Origin of the sequence: Rhodococcus sp. RDE2 (assembly GCF_020885655.1) — a bacterium.
In the GTDB taxonomy this organism is placed as follows: domain Bacteria; phylum Actinomycetota; class Actinomycetes; order Mycobacteriales; family Mycobacteriaceae; genus Rhodococcus; species Rhodococcus pyridinivorans.
Window position 1 is genome coordinate 5,003,100 of sequence record NZ_AP025186.1, and the last position, 19,265, is coordinate 5,022,364.

Consider the following 19,265-nt stretch of genomic DNA (forward strand, 5'->3'; position numbering starts at 1 on the left):
GACCTGATTCTTGCCAGGTAGATGGGACCACCCGGATTGCCAGTCATGGGACCACCCGGCGCGTCGCGCCGAGGTCCCGACGAACAGCTCGTTTGATACCTCGTGTCGGAGTTCTCCGAACACGAAGGCAGGCGAGCATGGCGTTTCGGGAGGTCAACGTGAACGAAGTCAAAGAAGTACTCCGGATCTGGCTCACCGGCCCCGGCGACAGACCCGCAGGACTGCGCACCATCGCAGCGCACTGCGGCGTCGACCGCAAAACGGTCCGCCGCTACATCGAGGCCGCTCGAGCCGCCGGCCTGGCTCGCACCGACAGCATCGAGGCACTCGACGACACACTGATCGGTGCGGTGATCGACGCGGTGCGCCCGGCACGCCCGCACGGCCACGGCGCAGCCTGGGAAACACTGCTGCCTTTCGAGAACCAGATCCGCGAATGGGTGACCGGCGGCAAGGATCATCCGCCCCTGACGATCACCAAGATCGAAACCCTGCTGGCGCGGCAGGGATGTGTGGTGCCGTATCGCACCCTGCACCGATTCGCCACGCAGCGATGCGGATTCGGCCGCACCGACACCACCGTGCGGATCCTCGACGGCGAACCCGGCAGCGAATGCCAGATCGACTTCGGCTACCTGGGGATGCTCACCGACCCCGAGACCGGCCGCCGGCGCAAGGTCCACGCGTTGATCTTCACCGCCGTGTACTCGCGGCACATGTTCGTCTGGCTCACCTACTCCCAGACCTTGACGGCGATCATCGCCGGCTGCGACGCGGCGTGGACCTTCTTCGGCGGTGTGTTCAAGGTCCTGATCCCCGACAACATGAAAGCCGTCGTCACCGACCCGGACGCGGTCAATCCGCGCCTGTCCCAAGGCTGGCTGGACTACACCCAGCACGTCGGATTCGTCACCGACCCGGCTCGGGTACGCTCCCCGAAGGACAAACCCCGCGTCGAACGCGCCGTGCAATACGTGCGTGGAAACTTCTGGGCCGGTGAAACATTCACCGACCTGACCGAGGCGCAGGACCATGCCGAGAAGTGGTGTCGTGAGGTGGCGGGCCACCGGATACACGGAACCACCGCGGCCCGCCCGTCCGAGGCGTTCGACACCGACGAAGCGCCGATGCTGCTGGCGGTTCCGCAACCCTATGATGTGCCGATCTTCAAACGGATCAAGGTGCACCGCGACTTCCATGCCGAGATCGCCCGGGCGTTGTATTCGCTTCCGCAGCAGTGGATCGGGACTGTGCTCGATGCCCGCGCCGATTCCGAACTGGTGAAGTTCTACTCCCGCGGCACCCTGGTCAAGGTGCACCCCCGCCAGCCTCCCGGTGGGCGCAGCACCGATCCGGAGGATCTGCCCACCGAGAAGGTCGGATATGCGATGCGGGATCTGGATCGGTTGATCGCCACCTGCACCGAGCACGGTCGGTGCATCGGGATCTACGCCCAGCGTCTGCTCGACGACCGACTGCCGTGGACCCGGATGCGAGCGGTTTACCGACTGCTCGGGTTGGTGCGTCGCTACGGGCCCGACCCGGTCGACACGGCGTGCAGCCTCGCGCTGGACCTCGATGTCGTGTCGGTGTCGAAGATCGCCTCGATGCTCGAACGTGGCACCGAAACCACCCCACCTGTCCTGCCGGCGGCCGGTGCCGCCGCCCCTGCTCGTTTCGCCCGGGACCCGTCGGAGTTCGCCACCGCCAGGACCTGCATCGCCACCGGCGGGACCACCGTTGCCGGTGAGAGGACCGCTTCTGCCACCGACAGGACCCCCCATTTGACGGTCGTCCCCGACGACGGCACCGACGCGAAGGAGCCCCGATGACCACCACAACCACCGGCCCGGTCGATCCGATCGGCGCCGACCTGATCGCGATCCTCAAGGCCCTCAAACTCGGCGCATTGAAAGACACTCTGCCGCAGCGACTCGCGTTGGCCCGCCAGCATCAACTCAGCCACCTCGCCTTCCTGGAACTGTTGTTGGCCGACGAGGTATCACGCCGCGAATCACGGTCGGCAGCCCTCCGTTCGGCCAAGGCCGGGCTGGATCCGAACATGCGCATCGACACCTGGGATGCACTCGAGGACCTGCACTACGACCGGGCGTTGTTGTCGGATCTGGTGTCGTTGCGGTTCGCCGACGCCGGCCACTGCGTCCTGGTCCTCGGCGCCGTGGGCGTGGGTAAAACGCATCTGGCCACCGCATTGGGTCACATCGCGATCCGGCAACGACGCAGCGTGCTCTGCGCCCGCGCCGACAAACTCTTCGCCCGCCTGCGCGCCGCCCGCCTCGACAATTCCCTCGACGCGGAGATGCGGCGGATCACCGCCGTCGACGTGTTGATCCTCGACGATTTCGCGTTGCGGCCGCTCGATGCAACCGAAACGAACGACTTCTACGAGCTTGTCGTCGAGCGGCACAAACGCAAATCTACGATCGTCAGTTCCAATCGTGAGCCCTCGGAGTGGTTGTCGATGACCACCGATGCGCTGCTGGCGCAGTCCGCCGTCGATCGGCTCACTTCCGCGGCGCACACCCTGGTGATCGAGGGTCCGTCCTACCGGCAACGCAGCCGTCCCGGACGGACCGTGGTTGACAGTTCAGAAAGCGAGGCCGATGCTCGATGAGCACTCTCGGGTGGTCCCATGCTCATGGCAACGAGGTGGTCCCATCACCCTGGCAAGCGACAGAAGGAGCCACAGCCAGACCGCAACATGCGTGTGGGACGTTGGGGACTGCTGCACGATTCGGTGACAGTTTCGGTCACGCAGCCTGTGCGACTGGTGTGGTCATGATGGTTTCGAACTCGACCGGCGTCGATCGGGGGAGAGGCAGGTCCGGGACACCAGCAGGTCGACGGTCACGCCGAGAGGCCGTAATGCTTCGGCGATCTCTTCGAAGTGTTGCGCCGAGCAAGAATATCGGTCGGGGCCATGAGGACCGCCTGAAAGCCGCCTTCGATTGCCAGTAACGCAAACGCAGTGGCTGCCAGGACGGGGGCCTTTCCGGCGCCGACGTCTCGCTGCAGCAGCCGATTCATCGGCCGGGAGGCGGTCATGTCGGTGTGGATATCGGCTATCGCCCGCAGCTGTGCACCTGTGGGGTGTACGGCAGGCCGGCCAACCATGCATCGAGCAGTCGCCCGGTGGGCTTGTGGGCGATGCCGACTTCTGCGGCATGTGCGTTTCGAAGCACTCCGAGGGCAAGCTGCGACCGCAGGAGTTCGTCATAGGCCTGTCGGTCCCGTCCCTTTTCTGCGTGCTGTTTGGATGCGGGGACATGGACAGCGCGTAGCGCGGTCAGCCGCGACGCCGGCTTCCGTTGAGCCAGCAAGGTCGAGGAAATCGGGTCATCCAGCTTCGGGAGTCGGCGGCGTGCATCGACCGCGGCACGGCGCAGCATCCACGTGTCCACCTCATGTTTCTGCGATTGGGGTAGATCGCGAGCAGTGGTGCGGTGGATTCGCTCATCGGTTCCAACAGTGGTGAGGTCATCTGCAATGCGCCGTTGAAGAACATGGCGGAGACTCGGGTGTTTTCGTCCGCGAGTTGGAATCGCACGTAACATTTTCCCCAGTTCCCCGTATGCTCACGAGTCGTGCGTATCGATCAGGTGTGGCGTTATCCGGTGAAATCGTTCGGAGGAGAACGGATCGACGCCGCAGCGATCGAAGCGGACGGTGTGCGCGGCGACCACCTGTGGGCGCTGGTCGACGCCGAAACCGGAAACATCGCGAGTGCGAAGCGTTTCCGACGCTACGGACTGCTGTTGACCTGCTCCGCACGACTTCTGAACGACGACGACCCCCGCGATCCGGCGGCACTCGAACTCACGCTCGCCGACGGCACGGTGGTGCGCGGCGACGATCCCGAGGTCGACGACCTGCTGTCGAAGCTGCTCGGTCACGACGTGCGGCTCGAACCGCGCGACCGCACCTACGACGAGGCGCCGGTGCATCTCGTCTCCCGCTCCGCGGTCGAAGCGCTCGGCACCGGCGACCCCACCGATGTCGCGTTGCGGCGGTTCCGGCCGCAGCTGGTCGTCGACACTCCGGACACGACCGGTTTCGTGGAGGACGAATGGATCGGCCGACGGGTGTCGGTGGGCTCGGCAGTCCTCGAACCGCACAAGCGCACCGCGCGGTGCGTCATGGTGACGCTCCCCCATCAGGAGGTTCCCGCGCGGCGCGACATGCTGCGTGAGGTGATGACCGCGCATCAGGTGCCCAATGTGCCGGAGGGCAAGCCGATGCCGTGCATCGGCGTCTACGCGACCGTCCCGACTCCCGGCGACATCACCGTCGGCGACGAAGTCGGCGTCGGCCGAGCCGACTACTCGAGCACAGCCGAGTAGACCGGGTCACTTCCCGGCGAGGTGGTCCTCGACGAGGATCTTCTTCTGCACCTTGCCCATGGCGTTGCGCGGAAGAGCGTCGACGGTGCGGATCTCGCGGGGACGCTTGTGGATCGACAGGGTCTGCGCGACGAAGTCCGACAGTTCGCTCGGATCACGGAGATCCCCGACGACGTAGGCGACGATCCGCTGTCCGAGATCGTCGTCCGGCACACCCACCACCGCGGCCTCCTGCACACCGGGATGGTTCAGTAGCGCATGTTCCACCTCGCCGGCGCCGATCCGGTAGCCGCCGGACTTGATCATGTCGACCGATTCGCGGCCGACGATGCGGTGGAAGCCCTGGTCGTCGATCACGGCGATGTCGCCGGTCCTGAACCAACCGTCCTCGGTCATCGACTCGGCGGTCTTCTCGGGGTTGTTCAGGTAGCCGTCGAACAGCGTCGCGCCGGAAACCTCCAGCTGGCGGAGGGTTTCGCCGTCGTGCGCCACGAGGTTGCCGGCCTGGTCGCGCAGGCGGGTGGAGACCCCGGCAATCGGCAGACCCACCCAGCCGGGCCGGCGCTCACCGTCGTGGCGAGTGCTGATCGTGATGATCGTTTCACTCATCCCGTACCGCTCGATCGGCGCGGAACCGGTGAGGGCGAGCATGCGCTCGAAGACGGGGACGGGCAGGGGTGCACTGCCCGACACGAGGAGGCGCGCGGACGACAGTGCGCGAGCGGAGGACTCGTCGGCGACGACCCGCGACCACACGGTGGGAACACCGAAGTAGAGCGAACCACTCGCTGCCGCATAGGCTTCGGGCTTCGGCCGCACGGTGTGCACGAGCGGGGAGCCCTGCCGGAGCGCGCCGACGACGCCGAGGATGAGTCCGTGGACGTGGAACAACGGAAGCCCGTGGACGAGAGTGTCGTCGGACGTCCAGTTCCACGCCTCGGCGAGGCCGTCGAGACCGGCCGCCACGGCGGACCGGGAGAGCACGACTCCCTTGGGGGCACCGGTGGTTCCCGAGGTGTACATGATCATCGCGGCACTGCTCGGGTCCGCCTCGGCATGCGAGGACGACGAACGCGCACTCGCATCGATCGGGATCGCGGGCAGGGTGACGTCGTCGGGGGCGGTGCCGAGCCACACCTGTGCACCCGAGTCCTTCAGGATGTGGGCGCGCTCGGCCGGGCCGGAATCCGGCGGCACGGGCACCGCGGCCACACCGGCCATGAGGCATCCGGTCGTGGCGATCACCGTCTCGATGCTCGCGGTGGCGTCGATGGCGACCCGTGAGGAACCGGCGACCTCGTCGGCCACCGAGGCGGCGGCCGCGATCAGTTCGGATCGGGTGAGCGAGACGTCTCCGACGCGGACGGCGCTGCGGTCGTCACCTGCTCCGGATTCGGTGAGCGAGGTCAGCAACGGCACGGGCGTGGTGGTGGTCATCGGTGGGTCCCTTCTCGACGTCCTGCCGGACGGTGTCGCGCAGCGCCTGGTCCACATTGTGGACCGCCGTGCTACGATGCGGTCCGGATCAACCTATAACCCGTGCTGCCTGCCGTCAACGACGCGCGAAAGGTTCCGATGAACAGCGTTCTCACCGCACTCCGCGTGTTCGAGGAGGTCGCGACCACGCAACCGGTCGGACTCTCGGAGTTGAGCAAGCGCCTCGACGTCCCCAAGAGCACCGTTCAGCGGTGCCTGCGGACCCTCGCCGAAGCCGGCTGGCTGCGCCCCTCGACGGCGAACGCCGGGCAGTGGGTCATCACCGGCCGCGCGTTCAGCCTGGGCAGTGCGATGTCGTCCGGCGACGACCTGCGCGAGGTCGCGCTTCCCGAACTGAACCGCCTGCAGGCGGAGACGGGTGAGACGATCCATCTCGCCGTGCCGGACGGGAACGAGCTGGTCCTGATCGAGCGACTCGACAGTGCCCATCAACTCCGCGCCTTCCTTGCGCTCGGCACGCGCCTGCCCCTGCACGCCGCGTCCACCGGCAAGGCCTATCTCGCGTCGCTGCCCGACGCGCGGATCGAGGACTTCCTCGCGACCGAGCTTCCTTCGCTGACCGAGCACACCGTCACCGACCCGGCGGCGCTGCGCGAGGAGATCGCCGAGATCCGCGCCCGCGGGTACGCCGTGACCGAACAGGGGCTGCACGACGGCATCGCCGCCGTCGCCGTCGCGCTGCGCGGGCGCGGTGGCGCCGTGCGTGGCTGCTTCAGCATCTCGGGCCCGGCCTCGCGGCTGACACCCGACCTCTTCCCCGACTACGGCGCGAAGGCGCTGGCAGCGCGGGACGCGATCGAGCGTCGCCTGCCCTGATCCACTCCGAGCAGGAACCGCGGGAGCCCACCAACTCTGGACATATCGTTTGTCGATAGGTATAACGATTATCGATGGTATCGACAATCGATAAGTCCGCCGTCCGGCGAGTTCGGAGACGACCATGAATTCCACCCACGACACCGACCGCCCCCAGGGCCCGCGCCCCGAGCCCGACACGCTCTCCCCCACCGCGACGTCGAAGAAGGACCGCACCGATCTGTGGGCGTCCCTCACCGTCTTCGCGCTGACCTCGCTGATCGTGCTCTTCACCTATGTCCGCGACCTCGCGAGCTCCCTCGGCGACGGCATCGTGACCGCGCGGGTCCGGTTCGACGACGCGGCAGCGGCGCCGGTGCTGTCCACCCCGAACGGCGTCGACCTCCAGACCACCTCGACGACGGTGATCGACGTTCCGACCGACACCCTCTCACCCGTCAGCGTCGGCCTCATCCGCGCCGGGGAGGCGGTACAGACGTTCGGTTACCTGACAGCCCTGGCCCTGCTGAGCTGGATCGTCGTGCGATTCGTCCGGGGCCGACTGTTCGACCGGGGTGCCATCCGGCTCGTGTGGATCACCTCCATCGTGGCGATCGCGACCATCATCGTCCCGATGATCCCCCGTACGCTGGGCACCAACATGCTGATCCGTGACGTGGACATGAATTACGTCCTCTCGAACGCGCCTCTCGGACCGGAGTTCTGGTACGCCTACGTCTTCTGCATGGTGATCTCGGCCGTGGGTGTGGTGCTGCGGATCGGCAGCCGCATGGCGCGCGACAACGAAGGACTCGTCTGATGCCTCCGGAAACCGAGCATGCCGTCCGGTGTCATCTCGACGAGCTGCTGGCCGATCGGGGCATGACGCTCACCGAGTTGGCCGAGAAGGTCGGTGTCAGCGTGGTGAACCTGTCGGTACTCAAGAACGGACGCGCCCGCGCGATCCGCTTCTCGACCCTCACCGCCCTGTGCCGCGTACTGGATTGCTCTGTGGGCGACATTCTTTCGGTCGACTGACCGAGCACAGAAACGGCGATGCCCGGAACCTCGTGGGTTCCGGGCATCGCCAACGGTCCGGCCGGTGGCGCTCCGGCTGACGCACGGACCTTTTCTTCTATTCCCCGATCGCGGGAAGAATGCGGGTGCGGACCTCACCGAAGCCGATGCGGGTCCCGTTCGGGCCGGGTGCGGTGGCCGAGATGGCGATCTCGTCGCCGTCCTCGATGAAGGTGCGCGTCTCGTCGCCGACCTGCACGGGTTCTGCTCCACCCCAAGTGAGTTCGATGAAGGCGCCTCGCTGGTCCTTCTCCGGGCCCGAGATGGTGCCGGAGCCGAACAGATCACCGGTGCGGGTCGCGGCACCGTTGACGGAGGTGTGGGCGAGCATCTGCGCCGGCGACCAGTACATCTGCGCGTACGGCGGGCGCGACACGACGTGCCCGTTCCACTCGACCTCGAGATCGATGTCCAGGCCCCACTTCTCGGTGCCCTTCAGGTACGGCAGCGGCTCCGGGTCCTGCACCGGGGTGTCGATGCGGGCGGCCTCGAGTGCGGCGAGCGGGACGACCCACGGCGAGATCGACGTCGCGAAGGACTTGCCGAGGTTCGGGCCCAGCGGCACGTACTCCCACGCCTGGATGTCGCGGGCCGACCAGTCGTTGAGGATGACGGCACCGAAACAATGGTCGGCGAACTCGTCGGGGGTGATCTGCGAACCCATCGGGGAACCGACACCGACGATGAAGCCCATCTCGGCCTCGATGTCGAGGCGGATCGACGGACCGAAGACCGGCGCAGGATCGTTGGGGCCCTTGCGCTGTCCGCACGGCCGCACGATATCGACACCCGAGGTCACGACCGTGCTCGACCGGCCGTGGTAGCCGACGGGCAGGTGCTTCCAGTTCGGCATCAGCGGGTCGGGGTTCTGCGGGCGGAACAGCCGGCCGAGGTTCGACGCGTGGTTCTCCGACGCGTAGAAGTCGACGTAGTCGGCCACCTCGATCGGCAGGTGCATCGTCACGTCGGCGACGGCGAAGACGGCCTCGTCGGCGACGTCACCGGCGACGAGTTCCTTGATCGCGGCGCGGACTTCGTCCCACCGGGCGCGGCCCTGGGCCATGAACGCGTTGAGCGACGGCTCGGCGAAGACGACGTCGTCCTCGAAGACACGACTCAGGTCGAGGACCGAATCTCCGACACGGACACCGACGCGGGGTTCGCTGTCGGCGGTGGAGAAGATGCCGTACGGCAGGTTGTCGAGACCGAAGAGCGAACCCTCCGGAATGGCGATGGTGGTCATGCGTTCGTTCCTTCGGTGATCGGGGAAACGGTCGGGGGCACCAGACCGAGGCCGAGCAGATCCTCGAGCGGCTCGGCGATGCTGCAGGTGCCGTACGACAGGAAACGGCGCCGGACCTCTGCGGCCCGGTCGTCGGACAGGGCGCCGAGGCGGGCGGAGAGCACTGCCCCGTCGCGTTCGGCGAGCACGGAGGCGACCTCGTCGGTGTCTGCTCCGGACAGCACCGCGTCCACCGCGGCCAGCAGGTTCACGAACCCGTGCTGCTCGAAGCCCGTCTTCGGGTCGGTGTTGCGCACCGCGTGGTGCAGACCGGCGGTCGCCTTGAACGGAACACCCGTGGTGACGACCGTGCCGACCGCCGCGGCGAGTTCGGCTTCGTCGGGATAGGCCTCCGCGACGATGCCGCCGGTGCGGAACTTGGCCGCGTAGGGCGTGCCGACCATGCGGGCGAGGATCTCGGCGCGACGCTCGTCGCGCGGAACCTCTACGAAGACATCGACATCCGGGCGGTCCGCGGAGATCTCGCCGAGTGCTGCGAACAGCTCGTCGACGGATTGTTCTGCGGGGACCGCGATCTCGAGTGCCACCACGGACACCGAGTCCATCGCGTCGACCTGTTCGAGTGCGGGCCGGACGGCTGCGGTGCCGGTCGGTGCGGTCAGGCTCAGGGCCAGCTCACCGGGATACGGGTGCTGCGCGAGGTGATCCGCGAGCTCACCGAGGCGACCGGCCGGGAAGACGAACGCTTCGACGAGCGGCGCGTGCGCGGACGAGCGGTGCCCGGCGTGGGCGGGGACGGCGACGGGCAGCGGGGCGTTGCCCGGAGGGAACAGCGCAGCGTCGTCGCACAGTCCGGTCAGGAGAGGTCCGAAAGTCACTTGGCTGCTCCTGCATTGCGGTTCCAGCTGCCGGCGTAGGCGGCGTCCTCGCACGCGAGCGCACCCTCACCGAGTTCGAGCGGGCGGAAGGTGTCGACCATGACGGCGAGTTCGTCGAAGAACTCCACACCGATGCTGCGCTCGTAGGCACCCGGCTGCGGGCCGTGCGCGTGACCACCGGGGTGCACCGAGATCGACCCCTGGCCGATACCCGATCCCTTGCGGGCCTCGTAATCGCCACCGCAGTAGAACATGACCTCGTCGGAGTCGACGTTCGAGTGGTAGTACGGCACCGGCACGGCCAGCGGGTGGTAGTCCACCTTGCGGGGCACGAAGTTGCAGATGACGAAGTTGTTGCCCTCGAACGCCTGGTGCGCCGGCGGCGGCTGGTGGACGCGGCCGGTGATGGGTTCGTAGTCGTGGATCGAGAAGGTGTACGGGTACAGGCAGCCGTCCCAGCCGACCACGTCGAAGGGGTGGTGCGGCATCAGGTAGCGGGTGCCGACGACGCCGTGCGAGGTGCGGTGCTTGACGAGCACCTCGACGTTCTCCTCCTCGACCTGCATGAGTTCGGTCGGGCCGTGCAGGTCGCGCTCGCAGAACGGCGCGTGCTCGAGGAACTGCCCGAACTTCGACAGGTAGCGCTTCGGCGGGACGATGTGGCTGTTGGCCTCGATCGTGTAGGCGCGCAGCGGTGCGTCGCCCTTGGGCACCCAGCGGTGGGTGGTGGCCATCGGCAGCAGGACGTAGTCGCCGGCCTTCGCCTCGAGCGGACCGAAGACCGTCTCGACGGTGGCCTCACCGGACTCGACGTAGACCATCTCGTCACCGACGACGTTGCGGTACAGCGGCGAGGGCTTGGACGCCACGACATACGAGATGCGCACGTCGGCGTTACCCAGGACCAGACGGCGACCGGTCACGACATCCGTCTCGGCCCAGATCGTCTCGGGGAACAGATCGTGCAGCTTCAGGTGCCGCGGCTTGAGCGGGTGGTTGGGCGTGGTGGTCTGATCGGGCAGCTTCCACTCGGTGGCGTCGACGATCGCCGACGGGATGTACCGGTGGTAGAGCAGCGCCGAGTCGGACGAGAAGCCCTCCTCGCCCATGAGCTCTTCGTAGTACAGGTTGCCGTTCTCGTCACGGTGCTGGGTGTGACGCTTCGGCGGGATGACGCCGAGCTGTCGGTAGAACGCCATGATCTGACTCCTCGCGGATCTCGGGCGTGCGCGGGAAGGCCGCTCGCCTGGAATTAGTAAACACATTAACTAACCGGAGGGCGTGAGCGCAACCACAGAGAGGTCACGAGGCTGTGTCAGTTGCGTCCGCGCACGTCGAACTGACTGCGGTTGGTGATCAGCTTGTTCAGGAGCATCACGAGAATCTGCTGCTCCGTGGGGGTGAGCACCTCCACCCAGGCCTCCTCGCGCTCGTTCTGGGCGCGGAAGCTGTCGCGGATCTCCTTCTCCCCCGCTTCGGTGAGCGACAACTGCACCGAACGTGCGTCGTGACTGACCGGCGTCTTCTCCAGGATCCCCGCTTCGACCAGCGGTTTCGCGAGGTTCGACACGGCGGCGCGGCTCATCCCGGTGAGTCGCGCGGCGACGTTCGGCTCGATCGGGCCCGCGAGCCAGATGACGAACATGAGCCGGTAGGCCGACCACGACCGGCCGCGCGGACGGTGAACGGCGGCCTCGAGGTCGTAGGTGACGATGTCCGACGCCCGGTTGAGCGTGAGCAGGACTTCGGTCGCGCTGCGGTGATGTTCGCCGAACTTGCTGTTCAGACGTTCCTGCGCGAGTTCGACGAAGGACCAGTAGTCGAGGTCGCGGGGTCCGGACATGCGGTCACAGTACCGCAGATCCGGGATAATTCATCCATTTACTATCCGGTGGATCACCCGGAGATCGGCGGGACTGCGGAAAACCGCACCCCGAATGCCGTGAAGTCGGCGGAAAACCGCAGCGACCTGCGCGTTCGTTGCTCCTAGCGTTCCGGGCATGAACTTCGCACAGACCCTCCCGCAGTCACCTACCGATGAACTCGACGGCCTCGCAGGCCTCTCGTTGCAGCTGATGGAGATGCTCGGAGCACCCGGTGCCGGCCTCGCGGTCGCCGCGGAGAACCTCTTCCCGCCGATCCCGAGCGAGGTGATCCTTCCCCTCGCCGGCTTCGCGGCCTCCCGCGGGGAGATCTCCCTCGTCTCGGCCGTCGTGTGGACCACCCTCGGATCCCTCGTCGGCGCACTGCTGCTCTACCTCGCCGGGCGCGCCTTCGGCCGTCGGCGGATGTATGCCGTGGTCGAGCGACTCCCACTGGTGAACACCTCCGATCTGCGGCGCGGCGAAGAATGGTTCACCCGGCACGGTGAGAAGTCGGTGCTCCTCGGCCGGATGGTGCCGCTCGTGCGGAGCGTGATCTCGGTCCCCGCAGGGGTGGAGGCCATGCCCGTCGGCCGCTTCGTCGTCCTGACCGCCCTCGGTAACGCCCTGTGGAACTCGATCTTCGTACTCGCCGGATACCTCCTCGGTGAGAACTGGGGAGTCGTCGAACCGTATGCCGATGTGCTGCAGAAACTCGTGATCGTCGCGGTGGTCGCAGCAGTGGCGGTGTTCGTCGTCCGCCGTGTCCGATCGATTCGCGCCCGTTAGGGTCGGTCCGTGATCGATCACCTTCGGCGCTCACTCGGGACCTCGGTCCGCGCCGTCGTCGGGCTCCTGCTCGGGATCGTCACCGCGGTGACGGGTGCGGCGGCATCGGCTCGCCGTACCACCGACGGACCGGGCCGCGCGGCCGAACGCGACCGCACTCGTCTCGTGCGATGGTTCGACGCCGAGGCGGCCCGGGATCTTCCGGATCGCGAGCCGACCGGATACTTCCTCGTCCGACTGGCCTACGGTCCGCTCGTCAGCCTCGTCGTCCTGCTCGTCCTGATCGCCGCGACCGGCTACGGGGGCTGGGCGATCGTCCTGCTGGCCGGCGGTCGCATCTCCGTCGCCGACGGGCTCGTCTCGCTCCTCGTCGCCGCCGTGATGATCTATCTCTCCGTCCGGATGGCGATGATCGTGGGCCAGTGGGACGTCCGCACAGCCCTGCGGCTGCTCGGCGACGATGCCACGCAGCATCGCCTCCGCGACCTGCAGCGCACCCGCGCCGACGTCGTCACCGCCATCGACGACGAACGCCGGCGGATCGAACGCGCCCTGCACGACGACGTCCAGCAGCGGGCCGTCGCGCTCGCACTCGACGTCGGTCGCGCGCGTCGCACCGCCGAACGCGGCAGTGGGAACCTCGTCGCCGACCTCGACAACGCCGTCGCCCAGGCGCAGGCGTTGCTCACCGAACTGCGCGACGTGGCGTGGCGGATATACCCGGCCGCGCTCGACGAACACGGACTCGCCGCGGCACTGGAAGGGTTGTCCGCGCACACCTTCCTCCCCGTCGACCTGGATCTGTCGATCGACCCGGAACCGCCGCACGATGTCGCGGCAGCCGCGTACTACGTTGCTGCGGAAGGGGTCACGAACTCGACGAAGCACTCCGGCGCCGACAACGTGTCGGTGACCGTCGCGGCGGACGGTCACGTCGTCACGGTCACGGTCGTCGACGACGGATGTGGCGGGGCCGAGATGACGGGCTCCGGGCTGACAGGTCTCGCGCGCCGTGTCGCTGCGCTGGACGGGCAGTTCTCCGTACACAGCCCCCGCGGAGGGCCGACCGTCGTGGAAGCGAGGATCCCGTGCGCATCGTGATAGCCGAGGACTCGACCCTTCTTCGCGAGGGCCTGTCCCGGTTGCTCGCGGACGAAGGCCACGAGGTGGTTGCCGGTGTGGGCAACGCCGTCGAGTTGCACCACGTCGTCGAGCGCGAGGTGCCCGACCTCGTGTTGCTCGACGTGCGTATGCCCCCGACCTACTCGACGGAGGGCATCGACGCGGCGCGGCGCATCAAGGAGGAACACCCGCAGGTCGCTGTGCTCGTGCTGTCGCAGTACGTCGAGCACCGGAACGCGACCGGCCTGCTCACGAACGGCTGGGGTGGCGTGGGCTATCTGCTCAAGGATCGCGTGTCGGACGTGGGGGCGTTCCTCACCGACGTGGAACGTGTGGCCGCGGGCGGGACGGCCTTCGATCCCGAGGTGGTGCGGCAACTGTTCGCGAACACCCGCCGCACCGACCCCATCGCCGCCCTCACCGAACGCGAGCGCGAGGTGCTCGAGGCCCTCGCGCAGGGTTTGACGAACACCGGCATCGCCGATCGTCTGACCATGTCGGTCAGCGCCGTCGAGAAGCACGTCAATTCGATCTTCGTGAAGCTCGACCTGCCACGCGAGGCCGACCGTAGTCGGCGGGTACGGGCGGTGCTCCTTTATCTCGAGAGCACGGGCACCCCGAGCTCTCGGGACGACCGCTGACGCCCCGTGCGGATCAGAAGAGCGGATACACGAAGTGCCCGACGCCTCCGCCGGGTGCGCTCGACCCCGTCACGTTGGGCAGGTTCGCGGGCAGACGCTGAAGCTTGTGTGGCCGGCCTTCGAGGTCGGCCTGCCAGCAGTCGGTCGTCACGCCGTGGAAGCCCTGACACACGATGCGGGTGTTCGTGCCGAACGGTGAGGTCAGCCGTGGCTCGTTCACCAGCGGGTTCCAGTAGGCGAGTTCATCCGGGGTGAGCCAGTTGGCGGGGTCCGCCTCGAACACGGAGATCGGGCTGTTCGGCTGCTGGACCGGCCACTCGTCCTGCGCCGCCGCGATGCCGGCGCCGCCGAGGACGATCCCTCCTGTCACTGCGGCGACCGCTCCGGCTCGCAGTACCCGTCGAAATCCGTTCGCCATCGTTCCCCTCCACCCCGTGTCTCGAGGACCCGTGCCTCCCGGACATCGAAACACGGACCACGCGGTCCGGATATGGGAATGCCGGAATTGTCGGCCCCCGACGGGTTCCGACAATTCCGGCTGCACCACAGGACTAGTCGGTGCGGAGTTCGATGCCCTTCGTCTCCTCGATGAAGAAGACCGCACCGAGGGTGAGCAGCGCACAGAACACGAAGTACCCCGCCGGTGCCAGCGAGTTCCCGGTGACGTCGATCAGCCACGTCGCGATGAACGGTGCGGTGCCACCGAGGCACATGTTCGTCACGTTGTTCCCGAGAGCGATACCGCTGTATCGCACGGACGCCTTGAGCATCTCGACATAGGTGACGAAGGAGGCGCCGTTGACCACCGACACGCAGATGAACAGCACGGACTGGCCCACGACGGCCTGCCAGACGGTGCCGCCGGACATCAGCATGAACATCGGGACACCGACGATCGCGGATGCGGCACTACCGGCGAACAGCACCGGCTTGCGCCCGTACTTGTCGGCGAGATAACCGGCGATGGGCAGCGTGATCACACCGAGTACGAGAGCGAGGCAGGTCGACAGGAACGCGACGGAGGACGACAGCCCACCCGTGGTCTGGAGGTAGGTCGCGGCATACACGGAGGCGATGTAGTAGCCGCCGATGATGAGCGCACCGAGCAGGATGATCTTGACGACGCTTCCGCCCGACGTCTTCAGCAGTTCCGCGATGGGCAGCTTCTTCGTCTCACCCTTTTCCTCGAGTTCCTCGAACTGCGGGGTGTCCTCGAGATGGTTACGGATCCAGATGCCGACGACACCGATGACCACGCTGAGCAGGAACGGGATGCGCCATGCCCATTCGAGGATCTGCTCCTCCGAGAAGGTGGACGTGATGCCGAGCGCCACGAGAGACGCCACCAACGACCCCAGGTAGGTACCCGAGTTGACCATGGACGTCTGCGTCGCGCGCCAGCGTGCCGGTGCGGATTCGGAGACGAATGCGTTCGCGCCGCCGAGTTCACCGCCGGCCGCGAAGCCCTGCAGGCAGCGGGCGAGCACGAGCAGAACCGTCGCCCACACGCCCAGAGTGGCGTAGGTGGGCATCAGTCCCATGGCCGCGGTCGCCACGACCATGAGCAGGATCGTCCACGACAGTGCGTTCTTCCGACCGTACTTGTCACCGATGTGCCCGAAGAAGATGCCGCCGGGCACCCGGAGGAAGAACGCCACGGCGAAGGCCGCAAACGTTCCCAGCAGAGCAGCTGTCTCGTCTTCGGAGACGAAGAACAGGGTGGCGACCATCGTCGCCATGTAGCCGTAGATACCGAAGTCGTAGTACTCGACGATGGTGCCCACGACGGCAGCACGAATGACCTTCGTCGTCGACTGCTTCGGCTGCGGAGTGCCGACCTGGGGTGGACTCACTGCGGGGGATGCCGCGTCCGATCCGAGCATGTTCGTGTCCTTTTCGAATGTGAGGGGAGGTGGCGCTACACGCCGGCAGCGCCGAGTGCGGTGCGTGGAGCGGCGCCGGATGCAGCCGACCGGGCCGCGTTGAGGCCGGCGATGCGGCCCATGGTCAATGCGTTGGCGACGGCGTTGCCGCCGCCCACATAGCGGAGGCCGAGGATGCCGGCGCCCGCTTCTCCGGCCGCGTACAGGCCGGGTACGACGTTCCCGATGGTGTCGAGAACTTCCGCGTTCGGGTTGATCTCGAGCCCGGCGTGGGTGCAGACCAGTTCGGCGGGCAGCATACGTGCCGCGTAGAACGGTCCCTCCGCGATGGGGTCGGGGTTCGAGGTCGATCCCTTGTTGGCGAGGGTGCGATGCCGCAGGAAGTCGGGATCGATCCCGTTGGGCAGCTGGGTATTCCAACGGTCGATCGTGGTTACCAACGCATCGACCGGTACGCCGATGAGGTCGGCGAGTTCGGGGAGGCTGTCGGCCCGCAGGGTACGACCGGCGTCGGCTTCCTCTGCGATCCGGTCGGCGTCCCAGTCGGTGTAACCGGCGGGCAGCCCGGTGCGTGCCTTCTCGTCGAAGATCGCCCACACCGGCCCGTCCTGACGATCCATGAGACCACCGGAGACCGCGTACGAGGCGTCCTCGTCCATGAACCGCCGGCCGGACTTGTTCACATACACCCGCGACTTGGGCGGGAAGCCTGCCTGCCAGTGGTGGTAACGCTGGAAGTAGGCGGTGGGCATGGTCAGCCCCCAGTCCTTGCCGGCGATCGCCGAGTCGACCTGTTCGCCGAAGCGGAAGTGGTCGCCACGGCTACCCGGGGCGGCGACGACGAAGAGCGACTCGCCGGCTCCGAGCGGATACGGATAGTACTGCTCGAGCAGGTCGCGGTTCTGCGCGAAGCCACCGGACGCGACCACGACGGCATGGGCACGGACCTCGATGTCGTCGGCGACGACACCGACCACACGTCCGTCCTCGACGAGCAGCCGCTGGACCCGGGTGCCGAGCACGGCTTCCACACCGTGTGCGCGACGTGCACGGTCGAGGGTCTGCACGAGTCCGTAACCCTGGTCCTTCGGCACGTGCCCGCGCCACACGTCTTCGACGCCGGCCTGGCACAGACCGGGCATGTGCGCGTTCGACGATTCCCGGGCGGGGATCTCCACACCGAGACCGATCAGCCACTCGAGGGTGGGGCCCGCATTCTCGCAGAACGCACGGACCAACCCGGGTGTGAGGACCCAGTGGTTCAGATCCATGTAGTGCTGGAAGAACTTCTCGGCTGAGTCCTCGATACCGAGACCACGCTGCACACTGGTGCCTGCCGCGGTGAACAGTCCTGCGGAGAGTTGTGTCGACCCACCCAGTTCGGTTTCGGATTCGAACAGCAGGACGCTCGCGCCGGATTCGGCAGCGGACACTGCGGCCGCGAGACCGGCACCGCCACCACCGATCACCACGACGTCGATGATGTCGTCATTCATGAGAGTTGATCTCCCGTCTCCGCGATGATGCGGTGATAGAGGCCGTTGGACGTCATGCCGCCGTCGACGGTCACTTCGCTGCCGGTCATGTAGCTCGAACGATCCGACAGCAGGAAGAGCACAGCGTCGGTGATCTCGTCGACGGTGGCCATCCGGCCGGCCGGAACGCTGTTCAATGCGGCACCGACGAACGCGTCGGCGCCGCCGAGCAGGGCCGTGCCCACGAGGCCGGGGTGAACCGAATTGACCCGGATACCCCAGCGCGCGAAGTTCCCCGCCGCCGACTTGGACAGGCCCCGCAGGCCCCACTTGCTCGACGAATAGGCCGGAGAGAAGTAGCCGATCTGCCCCGAGATCGACGAGATGTTGACGATCGAGCCGCCACCGCTGTCGCGCATGAGCGGAGCCACCGCCTTCATCCCGTAGAACGGGCCGAACAGGTTGATCCGCATGGTCTTCTCCCAGACGTCGTCCGGGGTGTCCATGAATTCGAGACGTCGGGAGATGCCAGCGTTGTTGACGAGTCCGCCGAGTTCACCTCGCTGGGAGCGGATCTCGTCGACGACTCGCTCCCATGCCGCGGCGTCGGACACGTCGAGCGTGTGCGCCGATGCGGAACCACCGGCCGCCTCGATCTGTTCGACGACCTCGGACGGGTCGTGGATATCCGCAAGGCACACATGTGTTCCCCGCGCAGCAAGCGCACGGGCATGGTTGGCGCCCATTCCCCCGGCCGCGCCCGTGACGAGCACGACCGAGGGGTACGACACGGATTCGACGACGCTGTCAGACATGACGCGATCCACCGTCGACGGCGATCGAATGTCCGGTGACGTAGCGGGCGCTGTCGGAGAGCAGGAACAGCAACGGTCCGAAGACCTCCTCGGGGGCACCGAGCCGGTGCAGCGGGACGACGTCGAGCGCGTGCTTCAGTGCGGCCGGGTCCTCCTGGACCCACCGGGTCATCTCGGTGTCGATGTAACCCGGAGCGATCGAGTTGACACGGATTCCCTTGTCGCCGAACTCGACTGCCAGCGATTCGGTCAGATGGGCGACGGCGGCCTTGGAGGCGCAGTACGCACCGCGGCCCTTGCGCACACGCAGCGCCGAGACCGACGACATGTTCACGATCGCACTACCGGGCTGCATGTGACGCGCCGCGGCCTGCGCGCCGAAGAGCACGCCTTCGACGTTGACGTCGAGGGTGGCGGCAATCTGATCCTTCGAGATCTCCTCGGCGAGGGCGAACGGGAAGATGCCGGCGTTGTTGATCCAGAAGTCGATGCGACCGAACTCCTGCAGCGCGACCTGCGCGAGCGCCTCGTGCTCCGCCGGATCGGTCACGTCGACACGTGCTCCGATCACCGTGCCGGGTGTCTCGACGAGGGCTTCGACGGCGAGATCGGTGTTGATCTGCTCCGCGGTCTCCTTCATCTGCACGTCGTTGATGTCGCCGCCGACCACGTGCACGCCGCGCGTGGCCAGACCGCGCGCGAACTGGGCACCCATGCCGCGGGCCGCGCCGGTGACGACGGCAACCTTGCCGGCCATCTCCGGGTAGAGGGCGACGATCTGGGTGGTGACGGTACGGCCCGGGTTCTGGGCGTCAACGGTCATGGGT

At 67.1% G+C, this 19,265-nt stretch carries 20 protein-coding genes; 9 read left to right on the forward strand and 11 right to left on the reverse strand.

Features of this window, described 5'->3' with window-relative positions:
* Positions 1-137 precede the first annotated feature (137 nt).
* Both istA and istB read left to right on the forward strand, forming a co-directional pair.
* Complete coding sequence (gene istA, locus LPH33_RS23245; protein WP_229564906.1) at positions 138-1,832, forward strand: IS21 family transposase; 1,695 nt, start codon at positions 138-140, stop codon at positions 1,830-1,832.
* A complete protein-coding gene (istB, locus tag LPH33_RS23250; RefSeq protein ID WP_229564907.1) occupies positions 1,829-2,635 on the forward strand; it encodes an IS21-like element helper ATPase IstB in 807 nt (268 codons plus the stop codon). The genes istA and istB overlap by 4 nt, the downstream gene beginning before the upstream one ends.
* 233 nt (positions 2,636-2,868) lie before the next feature.
* Here istB and LPH33_RS23255 read toward each other — a convergent pair whose 3' ends face one another.
* Positions 2,869-3,066 carry a hypothetical protein gene (locus tag LPH33_RS23255; RefSeq protein WP_229566263.1) on the reverse strand — a complete coding sequence of 66 codons (198 nt, stop codon included), beginning with the start codon at positions 3,064-3,066 and terminating at the stop codon, positions 2,869-2,871.
* 539 nt (positions 3,067-3,605) lie between these two features.
* Here LPH33_RS23255 and LPH33_RS23260 point away from each other — a divergent pair.
* Positions 3,606-4,361 carry an MOSC domain-containing protein gene (locus LPH33_RS23260; RefSeq protein ID WP_229566265.1) on the forward strand — a complete coding sequence of 252 codons (756 nt, stop codon included), beginning with the start codon at positions 3,606-3,608 and terminating at the stop codon, positions 4,359-4,361.
* Between the two features lie 6 nt (positions 4,362-4,367).
* Here the strand turns inward: LPH33_RS23260 and LPH33_RS23265 are convergent, their stop codons facing one another.
* Entirely contained in the window at positions 4,368-5,798 is a 1,431-nt protein-coding gene (locus LPH33_RS23265; RefSeq protein ID WP_229566267.1) for an acyl-CoA synthetase, read from the reverse strand.
* A gap of 138 nt (positions 5,799-5,936) precedes the next feature.
* Here LPH33_RS23265 and LPH33_RS23270 point away from each other — a divergent pair, with 138 nt between their 5' ends.
* The 3 genes from LPH33_RS23270 (at position 5,937) to LPH33_RS23280 (ending at position 7,691) form a co-directional block, all read left to right on the forward strand.
* Positions 5,937-6,674, forward strand: a complete 738-nt coding sequence (locus LPH33_RS23270; protein ID WP_060652753.1) for an IclR family transcriptional regulator — start codon at positions 5,937-5,939, stop codon at positions 6,672-6,674.
* A 124-nt stretch (positions 6,675-6,798) separates the two neighbouring features.
* Positions 6,799-7,473: a hypothetical protein gene (locus tag LPH33_RS23275; RefSeq protein ID WP_229566269.1), complete on the forward strand. Its 675-nt coding sequence runs from the start codon at positions 6,799-6,801 to the stop codon at positions 7,471-7,473.
* Entirely contained in the window at positions 7,473-7,691 is a 219-nt protein-coding gene (locus tag LPH33_RS23280; RefSeq protein WP_016932798.1) for a helix-turn-helix domain-containing protein, read from the forward strand. The genes LPH33_RS23275 and LPH33_RS23280 overlap by 1 nt, the downstream gene beginning before the upstream one ends.
* Before the next feature lie 97 nt (positions 7,692-7,788).
* Here LPH33_RS23280 and fahA read toward each other — a convergent pair whose 3' ends face one another.
* The 4 genes from fahA to LPH33_RS23300 form a co-directional block, all read right to left on the reverse strand.
* A complete protein-coding gene (gene fahA, locus LPH33_RS23285) occupies positions 7,789-8,973 on the reverse strand; it encodes a fumarylacetoacetase (protein ID WP_229566270.1) in 1,185 nt (394 codons plus the stop codon).
* Positions 8,970-9,851, reverse strand: coding sequence for a hypothetical protein (locus LPH33_RS23290; protein WP_229566272.1), 882 nt, complete (start codon positions 9,849-9,851; stop codon positions 8,970-8,972). Before LPH33_RS23290 ends, fahA begins: the two co-directional genes overlap by 4 nt.
* Positions 9,848-11,050, reverse strand: a complete 1,203-nt coding sequence (locus LPH33_RS23295) for a homogentisate 1,2-dioxygenase (RefSeq protein WP_060652716.1) — start codon at positions 11,048-11,050, stop codon at positions 9,848-9,850. The genes LPH33_RS23290 and LPH33_RS23295 overlap by 4 nt, the downstream gene beginning before the upstream one ends.
* A gap of 116 nt (positions 11,051-11,166) precedes the next feature.
* On the reverse strand, positions 11,167-11,694 hold the full coding sequence (locus tag LPH33_RS23300) for a MarR family winged helix-turn-helix transcriptional regulator (RefSeq protein WP_016692512.1): 528 nt from the start codon (positions 11,692-11,694) through the stop codon (positions 11,167-11,169).
* A gap of 157 nt (positions 11,695-11,851) precedes the next feature.
* On the opposite strand from LPH33_RS23300, the gene LPH33_RS23305 reads away from it, so the two are divergent.
* From LPH33_RS23305 to LPH33_RS23315, 3 genes are read left to right on the forward strand one after another with little or no spacing between them, the layout of a single operon-like run.
* Entirely contained in the window at positions 11,852-12,502 is a 651-nt protein-coding gene (locus LPH33_RS23305) for a DedA family protein (RefSeq protein ID WP_229566274.1), read from the forward strand.
* Positions 12,503-12,511: 9 nt separating this feature from the next.
* Positions 12,512-13,603 (forward strand): sensor histidine kinase, encoded by a 1,092-nt coding sequence (locus LPH33_RS23310; RefSeq protein WP_229566275.1) that lies wholly within the window; start codon positions 12,512-12,514, stop codon positions 13,601-13,603.
* Positions 13,591-14,265 carry a response regulator transcription factor gene (locus tag LPH33_RS23315; protein WP_229566277.1) on the forward strand — a complete coding sequence of 225 codons (675 nt, stop codon included), beginning with the start codon at positions 13,591-13,593 and terminating at the stop codon, positions 14,263-14,265. The genes LPH33_RS23310 and LPH33_RS23315 overlap by 13 nt, the downstream gene beginning before the upstream one ends.
* 13 nt (positions 14,266-14,278) lie before the next feature.
* On the opposite strand, the gene LPH33_RS23320 is transcribed toward LPH33_RS23315, so the two are convergent.
* The 5 genes from LPH33_RS23320 to LPH33_RS23340 form a co-directional block, all read right to left on the reverse strand.
* Positions 14,279-14,683: a hypothetical protein gene (locus LPH33_RS23320; protein WP_026061201.1), complete on the reverse strand. Its 405-nt coding sequence runs from the start codon at positions 14,681-14,683 to the stop codon at positions 14,279-14,281.
* A gap of 133 nt (positions 14,684-14,816) precedes the next feature.
* Entirely contained in the window at positions 14,817-16,148 is a 1,332-nt protein-coding gene (locus tag LPH33_RS23325) for an MFS transporter (protein WP_016692514.1), read from the reverse strand.
* Between the two features lie 35 nt (positions 16,149-16,183).
* Complete coding sequence (locus tag LPH33_RS23330; protein WP_060652711.1) at positions 16,184-17,644, reverse strand: FAD-dependent oxidoreductase; 1,461 nt, start codon at positions 17,642-17,644, stop codon at positions 16,184-16,186.
* Complete coding sequence (locus LPH33_RS23335) at positions 17,641-18,438, reverse strand: SDR family NAD(P)-dependent oxidoreductase (RefSeq protein ID WP_026061203.1); 798 nt, start codon at positions 18,436-18,438, stop codon at positions 17,641-17,643. The genes LPH33_RS23330 and LPH33_RS23335 overlap by 4 nt, the downstream gene beginning before the upstream one ends.
* Positions 18,431-19,261, reverse strand: a complete 831-nt coding sequence (locus tag LPH33_RS23340; RefSeq protein WP_060652710.1) for an SDR family NAD(P)-dependent oxidoreductase — start codon at positions 19,259-19,261, stop codon at positions 18,431-18,433. Before LPH33_RS23340 ends, LPH33_RS23335 begins: the two co-directional genes overlap by 8 nt.
* Positions 19,262-19,265: the final 4 nt, after the last annotated feature.

Excerpts from the sequence above, each read along its gene's own strand:
- istA (WP_229564906.1), top strand. The coding sequence starts at position 138 with ATGGCGTTTCGGGAGGTCAACGTGAACGAAGTCAAAGAAGTACTCCGG.
- istB (WP_229564907.1), top strand. The coding sequence starts at position 1,829 with ATGACCACCACAACCACCGGCCCGGTCGATCCGATCGGCGCCGACCTG.
- LPH33_RS23255 (WP_229566263.1), bottom strand. The coding sequence starts at position 3,066 with ATGACCGCCTCCCGGCCGATGAATCGGCTGCTGCAGCGAGACGTCGGC.
- LPH33_RS23265 (WP_229566267.1), bottom strand. The coding sequence starts at position 5,798 with ATGACCACCACCACGCCCGTGCCGTTGCTGACCTCGCTCACCGAATCC.
- LPH33_RS23270 (WP_060652753.1), top strand. The coding sequence starts at position 5,937 with ATGAACAGCGTTCTCACCGCACTCCGCGTGTTCGAGGAGGTCGCGACC.
- LPH33_RS23275 (WP_229566269.1), top strand. The coding sequence starts at position 6,799 with ATGAATTCCACCCACGACACCGACCGCCCCCAGGGCCCGCGCCCCGAG.
- LPH33_RS23280 (WP_016932798.1), top strand. The coding sequence starts at position 7,473 with ATGCCTCCGGAAACCGAGCATGCCGTCCGGTGTCATCTCGACGAGCTG.
- fahA (WP_229566270.1), bottom strand. The coding sequence starts at position 8,973 with ATGACCACCATCGCCATTCCGGAGGGTTCGCTCTTCGGTCTCGACAAC.
- LPH33_RS23295 (WP_060652716.1), bottom strand. The coding sequence starts at position 11,050 with ATGGCGTTCTACCGACAGCTCGGCGTCATCCCGCCGAAGCGTCACACC.
- LPH33_RS23300 (WP_016692512.1), bottom strand. The coding sequence starts at position 11,694 with ATGTCCGGACCCCGCGACCTCGACTACTGGTCCTTCGTCGAACTCGCG.
- LPH33_RS23305 (WP_229566274.1), top strand. The coding sequence starts at position 11,852 with ATGAACTTCGCACAGACCCTCCCGCAGTCACCTACCGATGAACTCGAC.
- LPH33_RS23320 (WP_026061201.1), bottom strand. The coding sequence starts at position 14,683 with ATGGCGAACGGATTTCGACGGGTACTGCGAGCCGGAGCGGTCGCCGCA.
- LPH33_RS23325 (WP_016692514.1), bottom strand. The coding sequence starts at position 16,148 with ATGCTCGGATCGGACGCGGCATCCCCCGCAGTGAGTCCACCCCAGGTC.
- LPH33_RS23330 (WP_060652711.1), bottom strand. The coding sequence starts at position 17,644 with ATGAATGACGACATCATCGACGTCGTGGTGATCGGTGGTGGCGGTGCC.
- LPH33_RS23335 (WP_026061203.1), bottom strand. The coding sequence starts at position 18,438 with ATGTCTGACAGCGTCGTCGAATCCGTGTCGTACCCCTCGGTCGTGCTC.
- LPH33_RS23340 (WP_060652710.1), bottom strand. The coding sequence starts at position 19,261 with ATGACCGTTGACGCCCAGAACCCGGGCCGTACCGTCACCACCCAGATC.